Source organism: Micromonospora sp. NBRC 110009 (assembly GCF_030518795.1).
Classification (GTDB): Bacteria; Actinomycetota; Actinomycetes; order Mycobacteriales; family Micromonosporaceae; genus Micromonospora.
In genome coordinates, this window is record NZ_CP130427.1 from 3348253 (window position 1) to 3364309 (window position 16057).

Genomic DNA, 16057 nt, shown 5'->3' on the forward strand with positions numbered 1-16057 from the left:
CCCGTCGTCCCAGCTCCCGGTTGGCGGGACAGCCAGGACGACGGCGGCGCGTTAGCGTGTGCGCCATGTGCGGGAGGTACGCGACGACCCGGAGTGCGGGCGACCTGAGCGCGCTGTTCGAGTCGTACGACGAGACCGGCGGCGGGGCCGGCCCGGACTGGAACGTCGCCCCGACCGACCCGGTGCCGCTGGTGCGGCTGGCGCCGGAGGGGCACCGGCGGCTCTCCGTGGGCCGCTGGGGCCTGGTGCCGCACTGGTCCCGCAGCGCCGCCGGCGCGGCCCGCATGATCAACGCGCGGGCCGAGACCGTCGCCACCAGCCGCGCGTACGCCCCGTCCTTCGCCCGCCGGCGCTGCCTGGTCCCGGCCGACGGCTGGTACGAGTGGGTCCGCGAGCCGGATGGCCGGCGGCAGCCCTACTACATGACCCCGACCGACGGCTCGGTGCTCGCCCTCGCCGGCATCTGGTCGGTCTGGGAGTCGGCGGGCGCCGAGCTGCTCACCTTCAGCGTGCTGACCACCGCGGCGGTGGGGGAGCTGGCCGAGGTGCACGACCGGATGCCGCTGCTGCTGCCCCGGGAGCGGTGGGCGGCCTGGCTCGGCGCCTCCGGTGACCCGGCGGCGCTCCTCGTCCCGCCGGCGCCGGAGTGGCTCGCCGGGCTGCAGGTCCGTCCGGTCTCCCCGGCGGTCGGCGACGTCCGCAACGACGGTCCCGGCCTCACCGCCCGGGTTCCGCTCAGGCGCGAGGAGGCCGGCACGGAAATGACCCTCTTCTGATCACTGTCAGCACATTGTCGTGTGCTGATTTGCCGGGGTTGCGCCGGAAAGGTCGCCCGGTCATTTAGCCATGTTTACGGCAGAGTCTTGTCCCCGTGTCCTCAAGTGCGATAGAACACAGCGCCGGCGTTGGACGTCTGTCCGCACGGGGCGGATGACATCCATCGATCTTCTCTCATGATCACTGCCGGTCCCACGGGGGAGGTGGGTGTATTGACACGGGCACGTATGCCCCGCCCGCACGAGGTGGCCGCCGCGCGACGAGACCCGCGACTGCTGCGGGCGTTGCGCGAGCGGCGGCAGGACGATGCGTGGCGGACCAGAGGAACCTGTCAGAGCGTGGATCCGGAGACGTTCTTTCCGGCGCCCAACGAACCGGCCGACGCGGCGGTCGCGCTCTGCCGCAGTTGTGACGTCCAGGGATCCTGCCTGGCCTGGGCGCTGGAGGTGGGCGACTGCCACGGCGTCTGGGGCGGCACCACGCCGCGCGAGCGCCGGGCCATGCTCGTCGCCTGGCGCAGCGAGGTGCAGCCGGATCCGGACGCCGTCGACGAGGCCGGTCCGCCGGTCCGCGATCGGCTGCTCACCCTGGTGCCGCTGAGCTGACCGCAATTCCGCCGCCCGCGTTTCCCGTCCGGGACGCGGGCGGCGGCAATGTCCGGCGGATTCCCCGGTGGCGTCGCCGCCCCTGCCGCGTCCCGGACCGCGCCGATGCCGGTCCACCGTCGGGCATCGCGGGGCAGGACGCAGAATGGGCCGGTGCGGCACGGCGACGAGATCGAGACGCCCCGCGGCCCGGCCCGGGTCGACACCGACCTGCCCGTTGCGGGATGCGCCACCCTGCTGGTGCTCGGCCACGGTGCGGGCGGTGACGTGGACGCCCCGGATCTGCGCGCGGTCCGGGACGCGGTGGTCGAGGCCGGGGTCGGAGTGGTCCGGGTGACCCAGCCCTACCGGGTCGCCGGCCGGCGCGCGCCCGCCCCGGCCGGGCACCTCGACGAGGCCTGGCGGGCGGTGCTGGCCGCCCTCCGGGAACGCCATCCGGAGGTGTCCCGCTGGGTGGTGGGTGGACGCTCCAGCGGTGCCCGGGTCGCCTGCCGTACCGCCGGTTCGGTCGGCGCGGCCGGAGTGGTCGCGCTCGCCTTCCCGCTGCACCCTCCGGGCCGCCCAGAGCGCTCGCGCGCCGACGAACTGGGCACCGGTCTGCCCACCCTGGTGGTGAACGGCGACCGCGACCCGTTCGGCGTCCCGGAGCCGGGCCCGGGTGTCGAGGTGGTGGTCCGCCCTGGCGAACGGCACGACCTGCGGGGCGACCCGGCCGGCATTGCCGCCGTGGTCCGCGACTGGCTGCGTGCCCAGGGCTGGACGCCCGCCTGATGCCGCCGGCCGGGGCCCGGCGGCCGGACACCCCGGCCGCCGCGTGACCGGGGGCGGCGGCGCGTCGTTGGACCGGTTGGTGACGAGTGCCCGGTTCGGGCGTATCGGTACCACCTCCCAGGCCCTTCCTGGTCCCAGCGTCGGTTCGCGGCCGGGGCCGGGACCAGGAACGGCGGGTGGCGGCGGAATGTGGCGGCCCACGCCGCGCGTTACTACCCCCGGACGACATTTCCAGCCGAGGGGGGTGACCGGTGCCGACCGAGACACGGAGCCGGGAGCGGGACGAACGGGACGCGCGGCAGGTCAGGCAGCTGCTCGACGCGCCGGAGTGGCCCGCGGCGGCGTCGGCCGTGAGCACCAGCACAGAGTCTGGAAGTGAATCTGCCGGCAAGTGGGTACGCGTATCCTCGGCGGGAAAGCATCCGACGCGAGGGGATGTGCGGTTGACCACCGAGAAGACGGACGAGCGCAGGGCCCGCTTCGAGCGGGACGCGATGCCCTTCGTCGATCAGCTCTACGCTGCCGGGCTGCGGATGACGCGTAACCCGGCGGATGCCGAGGACCTGGTCCAGGAGACGTACCTGAAGGCGTACGCGGCCTTCCACCAGTTCGAGCAGGGCACCAACCTGAAGGCCTGGCTCTACCGGATCCTGACCAACACCTACATCAACTCCTACCGCAAGCGGCAGCGCCAGCCCGTCCAGGCGCCCACGGACGAGATCACCGACTGGCAGCTCGCCGAGGCCGAGTCGCACACGTCCAGCGGGCTGCGCTCGGCGGAGACCGAGGCGCTGGACCGGCTGCCGGACAGCGACGTCAAGGAGGCCCTCCAGCAGTTGCCGGAGGAGTTCCGCCTGGCCGTCTACCTGACCGATGTCGAGGGCTTCTCCTACAAGGAGGTCGCCGACATCATGGGCACGCCGATCGGCACCGTGATGTCGCGGCTGCACCGCGGTCGACGTAATCTGCGCAAGCTGCTCGAGCAGTACGCGGCGGAGCGGGGCTTCAGCGCCGCGCCGTCGAAGGGTTCGACCGCCGCCGCCGGCCGGGAGGTGTGACCATGAGCTGTGGGGAGCCGCACGAGACGGATTGCCGTGAGGTGCTCGCGGAGGTCTATCTCTACCTGGACCTGGAGTGCGCCGAGGAGCGGCGGGTCCTGATCCGGACCCACCTGGAAGAGTGCGGGGGCTGCCTGCGCGAGTACGGCATCGAGCAGGAGGTGAAGGCGCTGGTGGCCCGCTGCTGCGGCAACGAGGTCGCGCCGGAACAGCTGCGCGAGCGGCTGCGGGTGCGCCTGACCGAGCTGGTGGTCTTCGAGTCCACCGAGTCCCGCGAACTCGCCGACTGAGCGACCGCGACACGACGTAAGACACCGGTGGCCCGGGTCCGAAGCGGACCCGGGCCACCGGTGTGTCCGGCCCGGGGACCGGCGCTGATCGGCGTGCCGATCAGGAGTTGGGGCGCTTGCCGTGGTTCGCGCTGCTCTTCTTACGGGCCTTCTTCTTGCGGGCCTTCTTCGCCATGCTCTGCCTCCTTGTGCTGGTCACGGTCCGGCCGCGACGAGCGCGGCGGAGGTCGCGTACCGGTCCGCCGGGTGTCCGGGGACCGACCCGCTGATGCTAGTGCCGGGGGTGCCGGCCCGGGTCCGGTGGGGCGCGTTCCGGCGTGCCGGCGGTCAGGACTTCGGACGTGACCCGCGCCATGATTGGATACCGTTCGCAGACAGACCGGTGGAGAGGGAGGGCCTGGGAATGGCCGAGGAGATCCGCGCCGAGATGGTGGCGAACGTCTGGAAGGTCGTCGCGTCGGCCGGAGACACCGTGTCCGAGGGAGACACGCTGGTGATCCTGGAGTCGATGAAGATGGAGATTCCGGTGGTCGCCGAGTCCGACGGCGTGGTGCAGCAGATGGCCGTCAACGAGGGCGACGTCGTGCAGGACGGGGACCTGATCGCGGTGATCGGTTGACCGCCCTGGTCGTCCGCCGGGCCGAGCCGGCGGACCACCCGGCGGTGGCCCGCCTGACGGTCGCCGCGTACGAGGCGGACGGGCAGCTCAAGGGTGAGACCGGCTACGGCGCGGTGCTCGCGGACGTGGCGACCCGGGCCGAGACCGGCGAGGTGCTGGTCGCCGTCGACGAGGCCACCGGCGAGGTGCTGGGCGCGGTGACGTTCGTGCTGGCCGGCACCCCGTACGCGGAACTCTCCGGGCCCGGCGAGGCCGAGTTCCGGATGCTCGCGGTCGACCCGGCCGCGCAGGGTCGCGGCGCCGGCTCCGCCCTGGCCCGGGCCTGCGTGTCGCGGGCCGCCGAGCTGGGCTGCTCGGCCGTGGTGATCTGCGTACGCAGCGGGATGGCCGCGGCGGCGCACCAGCTCTACGAGCGGCTCGGGTTCGTCCGGCTGCCGGAGAAGGACTGGTCCCCGCTGCCGGGTGTCGACCTGCTGGGGCTCCGCCTGGACCTGGCCGGGCGCGGCTGACCCGGCCCGTCAGTCGGCGTCGGCGATCTTCGCGAGCAGCTCGTCCGCGACCTGGAGGGAGATCTTCCGGCGCTCCTCGTCGGTGATGCCCGGGGTGCGGACCGCGAACCAGCTGCTGTGCACCGCGAAAATGGTGAGCGCGGCGCGGAGCTGGGCCTCCGGCGATTCGTCGCCCCGGCACAGCTCGTTGGCGAGCTGCATCATCCGGTCCCGCATCTGCATCCCGGCGGCGAGGCTCTTTAGCACGGTCTGGTTCTGCTCGAAGAAGCGCATCACGGCGGGCAGTTCGTCGGAGAACATGGTGTCCGCGTACCGGCTGATCAGCGTGTGCCGGGTCTGCAGGTTGGCCGGCTGGGTCCGGGCCCACTCGATCAGCTCGTCCATCCGGCGCAGCCGGTCCTCGACGAAGCTGTTGACGATCTCGTCCTTGCTCTTGAAGTGGTAGTAGAGGGCGGCCTTGGTCACGCCCAGCCGCTCGGCGATCTCCCGGAGCGAGGTCTTCTCGTAGCCCTGCTCGGTGAAGAGCTCCAGCGCGACGGACTGGATCCGTGCCCGCGTGCCGCCTGTGCTCTCCCTCACCTGAACCACCTAACTTGCTTGACCGACTTTTGCTGTCCAACTTACCGTGCGGCTAGTAAGGTAACTAGCCGGGCGGCAAGTAAGTCGGTCACAGATCTTCGGGGGAGCTTACCCATGAGTCAACCAGTACAGGCGGCAGCGCGACCCAACGTCCGGGTCGTGCTGTTCGGCCTGATGATCGCGATGATGCTCGCGATGCTCGACAACATGATCGTCAGCACCGCGCTGCCCCGGATCGTGGGCGAGTTCGGCGGCCTCGACCACTTCACCTGGGTGGTCACCGCGTACGTCCTGGGCACCACCGTCTCCACCCCGATCTGGGGCAAGCTCGGCGACCTCTACGGGCGCAAGGCGGTCTTCCTCACCTCTGTGGTCATCTTCCTGATCGGTTCGGCCCTCTGCGGCATGTCCGGGTCCAGCATGTTCGGCGGCACCCAGGACGGCATGGTCGAGCTGATCGCGTTCCGGGCCATCCAGGGCCTCGGCGCCGGCGGCCTGATGGTCGGCGTCATGGCGATCATCGGTGATCTGGTGCCGCCCCGCGAGCGGGGCCGCTACCAGGGCATGATCGCCGGCATCATGGCCATCGCCATGGTGGCCGGTCCGCTGGTCGGCGGCTTCATCACCGACCACCTCTCGTGGCGCTGGGCGTTCTACGTCAACCTGCCGCTCGGTGGCGTCGCCCTGCTGGTCCTCGCCACCACCATGCACCTGCCGAAGTACCGCACCGAGCACAAGATCGACTGGCTGGGTGCCGGACTGCTCTCCGTCGGCATCACCTCGATCGTGCTGATCACCACCTGGGGCGGCAAGGAGTACGACTGGGCCTCGCCGCAGATCCTCGGCCTCGCCGCGCTCGCCCTGATCGCCCTGGTCGCCTTCGGCTTCGTCGAGCGCCGGGCTCCCGAGCCGATCCTGCCGCTGGGGCTCTTCGCCAACCGCAACTTCGCCCTCATCTCGGTGATCGGCTTCCTGCTCGGCTTCGCCATGTTCGGCGCGATGAACTTCCTGCCGATGTTTCAGCAGACCGTGCAGGGCGCCTCGGCCACCAACAGCGGGCTGCTGCTGCTCCCGCTGATGTTCGGCATGCTCGTGGTCTCGCTGGCGGTCGGCCGGGCCATCACGAAGACCGGTCGTTACCGGGCCTTCCCGATCATCGGTGGCGTGGTGATGACCGCCGGCATGGGCCTGCTGACCCGGCTCGACGTCGGCACCAGCAAGATCGAGTCCTCGCTTTACATGATCGTCCTCGGCATCGGCATGGGCTTCCTCATGCAGACCTCGATGCTGATCGCACAGAACAGCGTGGAGCAGAAGGACCTGGGCGCGGCGAGCGGCGCGGCCACCTTCTTCCGCTCCATCGGCGGCTCGTTCGGCATCTCGCTCTTCGGCGCGATCTTCGCCAACCGGCTCGCCGACTCCGCCGCGGGCGCCGCGTTCAGCGGCGGTGGCGGCGACGGCGGCGGGATGGACCTGGAGAAGCTCGGGAAGCTGACCGGCCCGATGCGGGACATCGTCCTCGGCGCCCTGGCCGACGGCATCTCCCACGTCTTCTTCTGGGCGGTGCTCTTCACCGTGGCGGTGCCGGTGCTCGCCTGGTTCATCAAGGAGGTCCCGCTCCGCTCGGCGAACGACGCCCCGCCCGCCGGCGCCACGCCGGAGGACGAGGCCGAAGCCGCCCTCGGCAAGGCCCCCGTCGCCTGACCCACCCTCCGTCGCGGCCACGCCAACCCCCCGGGGTACGGCGGGGCCGCGCCGCATTTCTCCCAGGTCCGCCCGCCGGGCGCGGGCTGTCAGCGGCGGCGGAGTGCGGCGGCGAGGCGGTGCCAGAGGCGGGCCAGGCGGCCCATCCGGCGCGTACCGTCGGCCGGGCCGGCGATCAGGGCGTGGGCCAGGTCGCGGGTGGGCGGGTCGAGGTCGGGGGTGGCCAGGGCCAGGTGGGCCAGGGACACCGCGATCGGCATCCGGCGCTCGCGGGCCACGGCCGCCGCGTCGGCGAGCCGCTCGGCCACCACCCGGGCCACGTCGGGGCGTACGGCCGGGTCCACCCAGGCGGCGGTGACCAGGGCGAAGAGGGCCGCCTCGGTGATCCAGTCCTCCACCCCCCAGACGAGTTCCAGCAGCACCCGGCGGCGGGTGGACCCGGCCCACGGCTCGTCGGTGCGGTGGTGCAGCAGGCCGAGACAGGCCCAGACCTGCACGCACCGCACCCAGAGCGACGGGTCCTGGCCGGCGAGCACCCGGCCCAGCGCGGTGCCCGGCGCCTCGGGCGGGTGCACCAGCAGGCCGAGCAGATCGGCGAGGTCCAGCGTGGCCAGTCCGACCGCCGCGTCGTAGGCGGCCGGCGGATGGGGCCAGGCCGGGTGGGCGAGCTGCCGGATCCGTTCCGCCGCCGCCGCCGACGGGGCGGGCAGGGTGGGCGCGGCGGTGGTGCCCTCGTACCGCCAGAGCTGGCAGGTGGTGGCCCGACGGGGTTCCCGCGGGTCCGGGTCGGCCACCGCGGCCACCTCCACGTCCAGCCCCGGCACGGCCGCGGCCGCGGTCCGCATGGCGCTCGGCGGTTCCAGCGCGTCGAGGCGTACGGCGACCCGGACGGCACCCTCGGCGGCGAGGGCCTGGCGCAGCGCGTCCAGCACCGGCCCACCGGCCGGGGTCACCTGCCCGAGCCACGGGCGGCTGCGGCAGCACTCGGCCAGGTCGCCGTGCTCGTGGGTGTCGTCGGGGTGGTCGCGGACGAAGTCGGCGAGCGCCACCAGGTGGGCGACGTCCTCGTCGCGCTGGAAGCGCAGCCGGTGCGCGGTGTGCACCGCGCAGTCGAAGCTGGGATCGCGGGCCAACGCCCGGTCGATCCAGTCCAGCGCCTCGTCGAGCCGACCGTTGTCGGCGAGGGTGCCGGCGATGTCCGCGTAGACCGCGAGGTCGTCGGGGTCGTGCCGGACGGCCCGGCCGAGCGCGGCGAGGGCGTCCCGGGTGCGACCGGCGCTGCGGTAGGCGTACCCGAGCCAGACCTCGCCGAGCTTGGTGGACTGTGCGCGTACCCCCCGGGCGGCCCAGGTGACGGCGAGGGCGACCTCGCCGACGCGCCGGGCCAGCGCGGACGCCGCGCCGAGCAGCAGCGGGTGGCCGGGGTGCACGGTGACCGCGTTGCGGGCCAGCGCGAGGTACGGCCGCAGCGGGTCGCGCAGCCGGCGGGGAACCGGGTCGGGCACCGCCGCGCAGATCTGCATGAGGATTCGGGCGGCGCGCTCGGGGTCGAGGCGCTCGGGCAGTTCGGGCGCGGTCACCCAGGGCACGCCGGCCCAGTCGGCGCCGGGCGCGTAGCCGGTGGCCGCGGCCAGCAGGTCGAGCCCCTCGGCGGGGCGCCCGGCGGCGGCGAGCAGGTGGGCGCGGGCCACCACCGCACCGACGAAGGCGTGGTGGCCGAGCGGGAAGAGTTCCAGGTCGCCGCCGCTGGCCGCGTTCACCCGGGCCAGCGTCTCGTGCACCTCGGGGAGGGTCGGGGCCTGCACCAGGGCGGCGGCGACGTGACCGGCGGCGTGCGCCAGGTCCCCCTCGTCCAGCGCCAGCCGGGCGAGCGCGAGCTCCTCCGCGGCGGAGAGCGCGGCGTCCTCGGGCACGGGGTCCTCTCGGTGGTCTTCCGTCAGCCGGGCAAGCCTAGGCGATCAAGGATCGAGATGGTGATCCACTGCGCACTACTGCTCGTTCCATTGCTCGTTGCCGTCGAAAGATGCAAGACTGAGCACGATTCGCGCGGGGAACGCGCAGGAAGGGGTCTCAGGTGACGCGTCCAGGGGCCGGCATGGCCGCCGACATCGACGAGCAGCCGGGTGGCTACGACCGACTGCTCTCCGCCGAGCACGCCGGTGCGATCGCCCGGGTCGCGGCGGTGATCGCCGAGCGCCGGCCCCGCCACGTGGTCTTCACCGCCCGGGGCACCTCCGACCACGCCGCCCTCTACGCGGCCTACCTGAGCGAGATCCGGCTCGGCCTGCCCGCCGGCCTCGCCTCGCCCAGCGCGGTCACCGTCTACGGCGCCCGGCCCGACCTCTCCGACGCCCTGGTGGTCGGGGTCAGCCAGAGCGGCGGCTCGCCCGACCTGGCCGAGGTGCTGCGGGTCGCCCGGGCCTCCGGCGCGCTCACCCTCGCCGTCACCAACAACCCCGACTCGCCGCTGGTGGCCACCGCCGAGCTGAGCATCGACATCGCCGCCGGGCACGAGCGGGCGGTGGCCGCCACCAAGACGTACACCGCCGAGCTGCTCGCGTTGCTGATGCTGGTCGAGGGCGTGCGGGCCGGCGACGGCGTGCTCCCCGCCGAGGAGCAGGCCGCCCTCGCCCGCCTGCCCGAGCTGGCCGAACGCACCCTGGCCGACGACACCCCGGCCCGCCTCGCCCCGCGCTACCGGTTCGCCGGCCAGCTCGTCACCACCGGCCGGGGATACGCGTACCCGACCGCCCGGGAGGCCGCGCTCAAGCTGATGGAAACCTCCTACCTGCCCGCGCTCGCCTTCTCCGGCGCCGACCTGCTGCACGGCCCGCTCGCCATGACCGACCCGGACGTGCCGGTGCTCGCCGTGGTCGGCGCCGGCCCGGGCGGGCAGTCGATGCGCGAGGTGCTGCCCCGGCTCGGCGAGCGCCGGGCCGACGTGGTGGTGGTCGGCTCCGCCGACGTCGAGGCGACCGCCCGGATGGCGGTCCCCGAGGTCGACGAGCGGTACGCCCCGCTGCTCGACATCCTCCCGCTCCAGCGGCTCGCGCTCTCCCTCGCGCTGGCCCGCGGCGAGGACCCGGACGCCCCGCGCGGCTTGAAAAAGGTCACGGCGACGATGTGAGGCCCGGCGTGGCACTCTGTTCAGCGTGTCCACGCTGCGCGACCTCGCCGAGGAGCACACCCAGCTCCGGCCGGCCGACATCGACCACCTGCACCGGATCGCCGGCGACTGGCAGCTCCTCTCCGACCTGTCCTTCGCCGACCTGCTGCTGTGGGTGCCGGTGGACGGCGACGGCACGTTCCTCTGCGTGGCCCAGGTCCGCCCGACGACCGCCCCGACCGCGTACCTCGACGACCAGGTCGGGCGGATCGTCGGCGGGCCCGAGGTGGCGCACCTGGAGGTCGCGCACCGGCAGGGCCGGATCTGGCGGGAGGGCGATCCGGTCTGGTACGGCGACGTCCCGGCCCGGCACGAGGCGATCCCGGTCCGGCTGCGCGGCGTCGACGGGGAGTCCGGCGAGGTCATCGCCGTGGTCGGCCGGGACACCAACCTGTCCACCGCGCGGACGCCCAGCCAGCTCGAACTGAACTACCTGACCACCGCCGACGACCTGGCCCAGATGATCGCCGACGGCACCTTCCCGCCGCCCCGGCACCCGGGCGAGACCACCTCCGCGCCTCGGGTCGGCGACGGCCTGGTCCGGCTCGACGCCAACGGCAAGGTCACCTACGCCAGCCCGAACGCGCAGTCCGCGTACCGCCGGCTCGGCTACGCCTCCCACCTGGTGGGGGAGGACCTGGCCGAGCTGCACCGCCGGCTGGCCAGTGACCCGCTCGAAGGCACCGACGCCGGCAACGCGGTGCTGGCCGCGCTGCGCGGCGAGGCGCCGCCCCGGCGGGAGATCGACGCCCGGGGCGCCACCATGCTGACCCGGGCGCTGCCGCTGATGCCGGCCGGCGTGCCGATCGGCGCGCTGGTGCTGGTCCGCGACGTCACCGAGGTACGCCGCCGCGACCGCGCCCTGATCACCAAGGACGCCACCATCCGGGAGATCCACCACCGGGTGAAGAACAACCTGCAGACGGTGGCGGCGCTGCTGCGCCTCCAGGCCCGCCGGGTCGCCATGCCGGAGGCCCGGGTCGCCCTGGAGGAGTCGGTACGCCGGGTCGCCTCCATCGCCCTGGTCCACGAGACCCTCTCCCTGTCCAGCGACGAGGCGGTCGAGTTCGACGGCATCGTCGACCGGGTGGCCAGCGCGGCCACCGAGGTCGCGGCCACCGAGGTGAGCGTCGGGATGCGCCGGCAGGGCAGCTTCGGCGTACTGCCCGCCGAGATCGCCACCTCGCTGGTGATGATCCTCAACGAGCTGCTGCTCAACGCCGTCGAGCACGGCTTCCCGCCGGCCGGGGAGGAGGCTGCGGCCCGGGCCGAGGGCGCGGCGGAGCCGGAGGTGGTGGTCTCCGCGCACCGGTTCCGCAAGCAGCTGCACGTCTCCGTCGCCGACAACGGGCGCGGCCTGCCCGAGCAGTTCGACGCCGAACGGGGCGGCAACCTGGGCCTGCAGATCGTCCGGGCGCTGGTCACCGGGGAGCTGCGCGGCAGCATCGAGCTGCGCAACGGCGCGGCCGGCGGCACCGAGGCGGTGCTGGTGCTGCCGCTGGCCAAGGCCTGATGAGCGCCGGCTGGCCATCCGCCCTCCGGTTGAAAATGAGCCGCTGTTCAGGCCGATGTGAGCAAGCCCTCCGGGTGGTTCCGGCTACCGCGCGGCTTTCGATCAATTTCGACGCATTGACACCTTGCGTGAGACTGCATAACTTTGGCACGACCATCAAGCAGACACGGCCGACGTTCGCCGTGCCCGGCTTCCTGGACGCGTCAGGCGAACCCTCGCCGGCACCACCGGAGGAGGGCGTGCTGCTTGACTAGCGGGGAGACGGGAATGACTTCACCACCTGCGATCGAGCCGGTTACCGTGCCGGATCCGACCGCGGAGTTCCGGGTGCCGCACCAGTTCGCGCGCTGGACGCCCCGCCGGGTCGGCCAGGGGGTGAACCGGCCGGCGTACGCGGTGGTGCCGCTCCCGCCCACCGACGAGGAGCTCTTCTCCTACCGGAAGCGTCGCCTGGCCGGGCTGATGCTGCCGTCGCTGGTCAGCTTCGGCTGCCTGATCACCAGCCAGGTGCTCTTCGTCCGGCTCACCCCGTGGCTGTGGCTGCTCGCACCGATGCTGGCGTTCACCGTCGTCTACTACCTCATCTCGTTGGCCGTGAACCTCTTCACGCCCGGCTTCGACATGGCGCGCCACCAGGAGCTGGTGCGCAACTGGCGGCCGTCCCGGTACCCGAGCGTCGACGTCTTCCTGCCGGTCTGCGGCGAGCCGCCGCACGTGCTGCGCAACACCTGGGAGCACGTCCGGGCGATGAGCCAGCACTACCGGGGCGACGTGACCGTCTACATCCTCGACGACTCGCCCAGCGAGGCGATGGAGCGGACCGCCCTCGCCTTCGGCTTCGTCTACCAGCGCCGACCCAACCGCGGCTGGTTCAAGAAGGCCGGCAACATGCGCTACGCCTTCGAGCGCACCATGAGCGACTTCATCCTGGTGCTCGACGCCGACTTCGTGCCGCGCAAGGACATGCTCGACCAGATGCTGCCCTGGTTCGACGCCGAGCCCCGGGCGGGCATCGTGCAGTCGCCGCAGTACTTCCGGGTGCACCTGGGGCAGACCTGGGTCGAGCGCGGCGCGGGCGCCGTGCAGGAGCTCTTCTACCGCTCGGTGCAGGTGTCCCGGCAGGCGCACGACTCGGCGATCTGCGTCGGCAGCTGCGCCATCTACCGGCGGGACGCGCTCTTCTCCATCGGCGGCTCCACCCTGATCGAGCACTCCGAGGACGTGCACACCGGGTTCGACCTGCGGATGAAGGGCTGGAACCTGCGCTACATCCCGGTCGTGCTGGCCGCCGGGTTATGTCCGTCCGACGTGGACTCGTTCTTCACCCAGCAGTACCGCTGGTGCGCCGGCTCGATGAGCCTGCTCGGTTCGAAGAAGTTCTGGCAGACCAAGCTGAAGCTGCGCGCCCGGCTGAGCTACATCTCCGGCTTCTGCTACTACCTGCACACCGGGCTGTTCACCTTCGTCGCGCCGATCATCCCGGTGCTGATGCTGACCGCGTTCGCGCACGAGATCGCCCTGGCCAACTACCTGCTCATCGTGCCCAGCGTCATCTACAACATGATCATCTTCCCGCTCTGGCACCGGAACCGGTACCAGCTGGAGAGCTGGACGGTCAAGATGATCTACGGCTGGGCGCACGCGTTCGCGATCATCGACATCATCCGCGGCCGGCGGATGGGCTGGCAGCCGACCGGCGGCACCGCCAAGAAGAGCAAGACCAAGCGGCTCTGGACCGGCATGAAGTACTGGACCGCCGGCACCGGCCTGGTCTGGGCCGGCGTCGCCGCCTGGCGGATGCTGGTCGAGCCCGACCCGATGGTCTTCGCCCCGGCCTTCCTCAGCGCGGTCTTCTACCTCGCCATCGTGGGGCAGGCGCTGCTGGTCAAGCCCGAGAAGGACGTCGAGGTCGTGCGGTGAGAACCAAGTACCTGATCACCTTTTTGGCGGTGCTGGCGCTGGCCTTCACCGAGCTCGCCGTTCTCCGCAAGGTGGACATCAAGGTCAACTCGGGGGTGACCGGCGGGCCGGGCGGCGTCGCCAGTCCCGTCGAGGAGCAGGTGCCGGCGTACGACGTCACGGCGCTGAAGTCCCCCGCCGGCAAGTACCTCGGGGTGACCGTGGAGGGCGGCGCGGAGATGGGCCGGATCCGGGGGTTCGCCGACGAGATCGGCAAGACCCCGAACCTGGTGGCGATCTTCGAGAGCTTCGACGACAAGTTCGCCGCCAGCGAGGTCCGCGAACTGCACCAGTACGGAGCGCTGGCGGTCATCCGGTGGGAGCCGTACGAGGTGCCGCTGCGCGACATCGCCGCCGGCAAGCACGACGCGTACGTGAAGGAGTTCGCCGCCGCGGTGCGGATGCTGAACCTGCCGATCGCGCTCACCTTCGCGCATGAGATGAACGGGCACTGGTACTCCTGGGGCACCAAGAAGACCACCGCCGCCGAGTACGTGGCCGCCTGGCGGCACCTGCACGAGATCTTCGAGCAGCAGGGCGCCACCAACGTGATCTGGACCTGGACCCCGAACGTCATCAACTACCTGCGCAAGGTCAGCATCAAGGCGCTCTACCCGGGTGACGCGTACGTGGACTGGGTCGGCATGGACGGCTACTACACGGTCCGGGGGCAGAAGACGTTCAAGGACCTCTTCAACCCGACCATCAAGGAGATCCGGACCTTCACCCGCCGGCCACTGCTGATCGTGGAGACCGGGTGCGAGCCGGCCGCCGGCCGACCTGCCCAGATCGCCGACCTGCTCAGCAACGTGGCGCGCCGGAAGGACATGGTCGGGGTGGCCTACTTCAACATCAACGGCTCCGGCAAGTGGAACATCGACCGGGACCAGAGCGCGCTGTCGTCGTTCAAGCGGGCCGCCGCCAAGGACGTCTTCGGCTTCGACATCAGGACCGCGAAGTGACCGCGCCGGCGGTCCAGTGGGTCGGGCGGCCGACCGCGGCCGAGGTCAGGGCGACGGTCGGCGCCACCGCGGCCGCGCCGGCGGCCCGGGGCGGCTGGTGGGCCCTGCTGCCGGCCGTGGTCGCGCTCGGCCTTGGCTGGTGGCGGCTGGACGCCCGGGACCTGTGGAACGACGAGCTGGTCACCTGGCACGCCACCTCGCTCTCGGTCGAGCAGTTCCGCATGATGATCGGCAACATCGACCTGGTCCACGCCTTCTACTACCTGATCATGGCGGCCGTGACGGCGGTGGGCGGCGACTCCCTGATCGCCCTGCGGCTGCCCTCGGTGCTGGCCATCGGGGCCAGCGCCGGACTGATCGCCCTGATCGGCCGGCGCCTCTTCGGCACCCCGGTCGGCGTGCTCGCCGGACTGTTCTTCGCCCTGCTGCCGACCGTCTCCCGCTACGCCCAGGAGGCCCGGTCGTATGCGCTGGTCACCCTGGCCGCGGTCGCCGCGACCTGGCTCTTCCTCCGCGCGGTCGACCGGCCGTCGCGGGGACGCTGGTGGGCGTACGCGGTGCTGCTGGTGGTGGTCGGCTGGCTGCACTTCGTCGCGCTGCTGGTGGGGGCGGCGCACCTGCTCTACCTGTGGCGGGCCGTGCCCGGGGAAGAGCCGCGCTGGCGGTGGTCGGCCTCGGTCGGCATCGCCGGGCTCTTCATCCTGCCGCTGTTGCTGCTCGCCGGGCGGCAGTCCGGCCAGATCTCCTGGGTGAAGAACGACGGAAACGCCGTGCTCCGCTTCCTGGAGAACCTGACCGGCACGCTGCCGGTCCTGGCGGCCGTCGCGCTGCTCGCGCTCCTCGCGGTGGCGGTGGCCGGCCGGGAGCGGCGGCCGGCCGCCCTGATGCTGGTGGTCTGGGCCCTGCTGCCGCCGGTGACGGGCTACCTGACCTTCGCCTGGCTGCACCTGTTCCTGGCCCGCTACTTCCTCTTCACCGTGCCCGCCTGGGCGCTGCTGGCCGCGTTCGGCGTGTGCCGGACGATCCAGCTGCTCACCCGGGGGCGGATGCCGGCGGCCTGGCTGGTCGGGGCGCTGATCCTGGTGCCCGCGCTGGCCTGGCAGACCATGCCGGCGCAGGAGAAGGTGCGGTCCAACGACGCCGACGGCCAGCCGCACTACCTGGACGCGGTCCGCTACCTCGGGCAGCAGGCGAAGCCGGGCGACGGGGTGGCCTTCAACGACGGCTTCGGCGGCTCCAGCGACGTGGCGCGCAAGGCCACCAACTACGGGCTGCGGGACCAGCTCCAGCCGCGGGACGTCTTCGCCGACGTCCCGGCCCGGGACACCGGCTGGCTGACCGCCCGGGAGTGCAAGAACCCGGCCCTCTGCCTCGGGGACACGAAGCGGCTCTGGCTGGTCGAGACCGGACACCTCAACGACCCGCTGGCCGGGCTGCCGCCGGCGCGGGAGGCGCTGCTGCGGCAGAAGTTCCTGATCAAGCACGTCGAGCGGTTCGACCGGGTCCGGGTGGTCCTGCTCGAACGGAAGCCGGCCTGACCGGGGC

General features: G+C 72.3%; 15 protein-coding genes and 1 pseudogene. 13 read left to right on the forward strand and 3 right to left on the reverse strand.

The window, feature by feature from the left end:
• The first annotated feature begins 65 nt into the window (after positions 1–65).
• The 5 genes from Q2K19_RS16090 to rsrA all read left to right on the forward strand — a co-directional run bounded on the left by Q2K19_RS16090 (position 66) and on the right by rsrA (position 3501).
• On the forward strand, positions 66–776 hold the full coding sequence (locus Q2K19_RS16090; RefSeq protein ID WP_302771925.1) for an SOS response-associated peptidase: 711 nt from the start codon (positions 66–68) through the stop codon (positions 774–776).
• A gap of 213 nt (positions 777–989) precedes the next feature.
• Positions 990–1382: a WhiB family transcriptional regulator gene (locus Q2K19_RS16095; RefSeq protein WP_109945430.1), complete on the forward strand. Its 393-nt coding sequence runs from the start codon at positions 990–992 to the stop codon at positions 1380–1382.
• A 105-nt stretch (positions 1383–1487) separates the two neighbouring features.
• Complete coding sequence (locus Q2K19_RS16100) at positions 1488–2153, forward strand: alpha/beta hydrolase family protein (RefSeq protein ID WP_446839653.1); 666 nt, start codon at positions 1488–1490, stop codon at positions 2151–2153.
• A 251-nt stretch (positions 2154–2404) separates the two neighbouring features.
• On the forward strand, positions 2405–3211 hold the full coding sequence (locus tag Q2K19_RS16105) for a sigma-70 family RNA polymerase sigma factor (protein WP_302771930.1): 807 nt from the start codon (positions 2405–2407) through the stop codon (positions 3209–3211).
• Between the two features lie 2 nt (positions 3212–3213).
• Positions 3214–3501: a mycothiol system anti-sigma-R factor gene (rsrA, locus tag Q2K19_RS16110; protein WP_302771932.1), complete on the forward strand. Its 288-nt coding sequence runs from the start codon at positions 3214–3216 to the stop codon at positions 3499–3501.
• A 100-nt stretch (positions 3502–3601) separates the two neighbouring features.
• On the opposite strand, the gene Q2K19_RS33520 is transcribed toward rsrA, so the two are convergent.
• The gene (locus Q2K19_RS33520; protein ID WP_369752275.1) at positions 3602–3676 is read right to left on the reverse strand and encodes a 50S ribosomal protein bL37; all 75 of its coding nucleotides are present in this window, start codon (positions 3674–3676) and stop codon (positions 3602–3604) included.
• A 222-nt stretch (positions 3677–3898) separates the two neighbouring features.
• Between Q2K19_RS33520 and Q2K19_RS16115 the strand changes: the two genes are divergently transcribed.
• Both Q2K19_RS16115 and Q2K19_RS16120 read left to right on the forward strand, forming a co-directional pair.
• The gene (locus Q2K19_RS16115) at positions 3899–4120 is read left to right on the forward strand and encodes a biotin/lipoyl-binding carrier protein (RefSeq protein WP_302772528.1); all 222 of its coding nucleotides are present in this window, start codon (positions 3899–3901) and stop codon (positions 4118–4120) included.
• Positions 4117–4629: a GNAT family N-acetyltransferase gene (locus tag Q2K19_RS16120; RefSeq protein WP_302771934.1), complete on the forward strand. Its 513-nt coding sequence runs from the start codon at positions 4117–4119 to the stop codon at positions 4627–4629. Before Q2K19_RS16115 ends, Q2K19_RS16120 begins: the two co-directional genes overlap by 4 nt.
• Here the strand turns inward: Q2K19_RS16120 and Q2K19_RS16125 are convergent.
• Positions 4527–5208, reverse strand: a pseudogene (locus Q2K19_RS16125) (TetR/AcrR family transcriptional regulator). The gene Q2K19_RS16120 and the pseudogene Q2K19_RS16125 sit on opposite strands and share 103 nt — an antisense overlap.
• A 114-nt stretch (positions 5209–5322) precedes the next feature.
• On the opposite strand from Q2K19_RS16125, the gene Q2K19_RS16130 reads away from it, so the two are divergent.
• A complete protein-coding gene (locus Q2K19_RS16130; RefSeq protein WP_302771938.1) occupies positions 5323–6912 on the forward strand; it encodes an MDR family MFS transporter in 1590 nt (529 codons plus the stop codon).
• A gap of 89 nt (positions 6913–7001) precedes the next feature.
• Here the strand turns inward: Q2K19_RS16130 and Q2K19_RS16135 are convergent, their stop codons facing one another.
• Complete coding sequence (locus Q2K19_RS16135; protein WP_302771940.1) at positions 7002–8825, reverse strand: tetratricopeptide repeat protein; 1824 nt, start codon at positions 8823–8825, stop codon at positions 7002–7004.
• Between the two features lie 182 nt (positions 8826–9007).
• Here Q2K19_RS16135 and Q2K19_RS16140 point away from each other — a divergent pair, with 182 nt between their 5' ends.
• From Q2K19_RS16140 to Q2K19_RS16160, 5 genes are all read left to right on the forward strand, one after another.
• Positions 9008–10039 (forward strand): SIS domain-containing protein, encoded by a 1032-nt coding sequence (locus Q2K19_RS16140; RefSeq protein ID WP_302772530.1) that lies wholly within the window; start codon positions 9008–9010, stop codon positions 10037–10039.
• A gap of 25 nt (positions 10040–10064) precedes the next feature.
• Positions 10065–11591, forward strand: coding sequence for a PAS domain-containing sensor histidine kinase (locus tag Q2K19_RS16145; RefSeq protein WP_302771942.1), 1527 nt, complete (start codon positions 10065–10067; stop codon positions 11589–11591).
• A gap of 267 nt (positions 11592–11858) precedes the next feature.
• Positions 11859–13511 (forward strand): glycosyltransferase family 2 protein, encoded by a 1653-nt coding sequence (locus Q2K19_RS16150; RefSeq protein WP_302771944.1) that lies wholly within the window; start codon positions 11859–11861, stop codon positions 13509–13511.
• On the forward strand, positions 13508–14512 hold the full coding sequence (locus Q2K19_RS16155; RefSeq protein WP_302771946.1) for a glycoside hydrolase family 26 protein: 1005 nt from the start codon (positions 13508–13510) through the stop codon (positions 14510–14512). The genes Q2K19_RS16150 and Q2K19_RS16155 overlap by 4 nt, the downstream gene beginning before the upstream one ends.
• Positions 14509–16050, forward strand: a complete 1542-nt coding sequence (locus tag Q2K19_RS16160; protein ID WP_302771948.1) for a glycosyltransferase family 39 protein — start codon at positions 14509–14511, stop codon at positions 16048–16050. The genes Q2K19_RS16155 and Q2K19_RS16160 overlap by 4 nt, the downstream gene beginning before the upstream one ends.
• Positions 16051–16057: the final 7 nt, after the last annotated feature.

Coding starts and splice junctions, on each gene's coding strand:
- Q2K19_RS16090 (WP_302771925.1), top strand. CDS start 66: ATGTGCGGGAGGTACGCGACGACCCGGAGTGCGGGCGACCTGAGCGCG.
- Q2K19_RS16100 (WP_446839653.1), top strand. CDS start 1,488: ATGCCGGTCCACCGTCGGGCATCGCGGGGCAGGACGCAGAATGGGCCG.
- rsrA (WP_302771932.1), top strand. CDS start 3,214: ATGAGCTGTGGGGAGCCGCACGAGACGGATTGCCGTGAGGTGCTCGCG.
- Q2K19_RS16130 (WP_302771938.1), top strand. CDS start 5,323: ATGAGTCAACCAGTACAGGCGGCAGCGCGACCCAACGTCCGGGTCGTG.
- Q2K19_RS16140 (WP_302772530.1), top strand. CDS start 9,008: ATGGCCGCCGACATCGACGAGCAGCCGGGTGGCTACGACCGACTGCTC.
- Q2K19_RS16150 (WP_302771944.1), top strand. CDS start 11,859: ATGACTTCACCACCTGCGATCGAGCCGGTTACCGTGCCGGATCCGACC.